At 66.8% G+C, this 2757-nt stretch carries 1 protein-coding gene; it reads right to left on the reverse strand.

Features of this window, described 5'->3' with window-relative positions; all coding sequences use genetic code 11:
• Positions 1-2757, reverse strand: a 2757-nt coding sequence (locus A8G08_RS09825) for a non-ribosomal peptide synthetase (RefSeq protein WP_157108485.1), incomplete at both ends; no start/stop codon positions are given.

The raw sequence follows: 2757 nt of genomic DNA on the forward strand, positions 1-2757 counted from the left end.
GCGAGTGCACCCGTATCGATCACCGCGCCACCCGCGGGCTGCACATACGACACGAGCACCGTGGCACCCGAATCCAATGTCCGGCCCAGTGTCACGGCGAACCGCACCGACTCATGCGAGGCGAGCACTGCGTCGATCTCGCCCAGCTCGACACGGAAACCACGGACCTTCACCTGGAAGTCGGTGCGCCCCACGAACTCCAACGCACCGTCGCGGCGCCACCGCACCAAATCACCCGTGCGGTACATCGGTTCGCCGCCCGGCGCGTACGGGTTCGCGATGAATCGCTCCGCGGTCAGACCCGCCCGGTCGTGATAGCCACGCGCCAGCGCATCACCGGACAGGTACAGCTCACCCGCCGCACCCGCCGGAACCGGACGCAATCGCGCGTCGAGAACGAGCGCCGACATCCCGGCCACCGGCGTACCAATCGTCACCGGACCATCCGCCGTCAGCTCGGCGTACGAGGAGATGATCGTGGTTTCCGTCGGGCCGTAACCGTTGAAATACCGGCGACCCGGCGCCCACCGCGCCACCAACTCCGGCGTCGAGACGTCACCACCGACTGATACGACCTCGAAGTCGGACAGCATCGAGGCATCCATCGTGCCCAGCACGGCCGGCGTGATGATCGAGTGCGTCACCCGCTCCGCGGCCAGCAGCTCGGTCAGCTCCAGGCCACCGATCACTCCCGCCGGCACGATCACCAGAGTCGCGCCGTTCGAGAACGTCGCGGTCCACTCCAGCACCGACGGATCGAAACTCGGCGAACACACATGCAGGAACCGCGAATCCGGATTCACGCCATACAAACCGGTCGCATACTGCGTCACGCCAGCGAGGCCGGCGTGGGTTACCGCAACGCCCTTCGGGCGCCCCGTCGAACCCGAGGTGTAGATCATGTACGCCGTGTTCGACACCCGCACCGGCGCAAGCCGATCCGCATCGGTCACGCCGTTCGCCTCGTACTCGGCCAGCGCCTGGTCGGTACCCGGCGCATCCAGCTCGAGCCATTCGAATCCGGCAGCCGGCAGGCCGCCGATGAAATCGGACCCCGTAATACCCAGCAGCGCACCGGAATCCGACAACATGTACTCGACACGGTCCGCCGGATACGTGGGATCCACCGGCACATACGCAGCACCGGTCTTCGCGACCGCCCACACCGCCAGCACCATGTCGTAGGACCGCGGCAACGCCAACGCCACTATGCCTTCCGGCCCCACGCCACGACCGATCAGCAAACGCGCCAACCGGCTGGACGACGCATCCAACTCCCGATAGGTGTAGGACTGCCCGTCGTACCGCACTGCCACCGCATCCGGCGACGACGCCACCGACGCCGTCAGAAGCTCCGGCAACACCCCGACAGGCATCGCACCGGCGCCCGACACCTGGGTCAGCGCAGCGAACTCGCCCGCATCGAGGATCTCGATATCCCCCACCAACACGTCAGGATCCGAAACGACCGCGGTCAGGACACGCAGCAACCGTGCACCGAAGTCGACCATCGTCTGTTCGTCGAACAGTTCGGTCGCATAGGTCAGCACGCCGCCCATGCCGCGACCGGAGTCGGACGGATACTCCGACAAGGTCACCTGCAGGTCGAACTTCGCAGCCTCCGACCCCGCGTCGAGGCCGGCGACGGTCAGACCTGGGAGCTCGAACCGGGTCGTACCCAGGTTCTGGAAGGACAGCGCCACCTGGAACAACGGATTGCGCGCCTGCGACCGAACCGGATCCAGGATCTCGACCAGCCGCTCGAACGGCACATCCGCATGCCCGAACGCACCCAGATCGGTTTCGCGCGTCTGCGCGAGCAGCTCCGCGAATGACTCGCCACCACTGACACCGGTGCGCAGCACCAGGGTGTTGACGAACATGCCGATCAGATCGTCGAGCTCACGCTCGCCACGACCCGCGATCGGGGTGCCGACCGCGATATCGTCGCCACCGGACAGCCGTGCAAGCAGCACCGCCAACGCGGCGTGCACCACCATGAACAACGTCGCATCATGGGCCCGCGCGACTCCGACCAGCGCGGTGTGCAGCTCGGCCGGCACGTCGAATTCGACATTCGCACCCCGCCCCGACGCGACCGCCGGTCGCGGCCGATCGAACGGCAGCCCCAACTCCTCGGGCACACCCGCCAGCTGGCCTTGCCAGTACCCGAGCTGGCCCGCGATCAGCGACTCGGGATCGTCCTCCGACCCGAGCACCTCCCGCTGCCACAGGGCGTAATCGGCGTACTGCACCGGCAACGCAGCCCAGCCCGGCACGTCACCACGGGTCCGTGCCTCGTACGCCACCATCACATCGCGCGCCAACGGAGCAACCGAGAAACCATCGGTAGCAATGTGATACGCCACGAACACCAGGACGAACTCGGTGGCACCTGTGACGTCGGTGGCGACCGCGTCGCTCACCCGGAACAGACGCGCCCGCACCGGAACCTCGGTCGTGACATCGAACCCACGCCCGACAACTCCGGCCACCGCACCGAACAGCTCTGCCTCCGGCACCGGAACCGGCGCGAGGTCCAGAACCACCTCAGAAGCGGGCAGCACCAACTGGTAGCCCACACCGTCGATCTCGGGGTACATCGTGCGCAGCGATTCGTGCCGCTCCACCACATCGGCGACCGCCAGTTGCAGTGCAGCAGTATCGAGTTCACCCGACAGCCGGATCGCCATCGGGACGTTGTCCACCACCGACTCGGGATCGAACCGGTTCAGGAACCACATCCGCGACTGCGCC

Origin of the sequence: Aldersonia kunmingensis, from assembly GCF_001646865.1 — a bacterium.
In the GTDB taxonomy this organism is placed as follows: Bacteria; Actinomycetota; Actinomycetes; order Mycobacteriales; family Mycobacteriaceae; genus Aldersonia; species Aldersonia kunmingensis.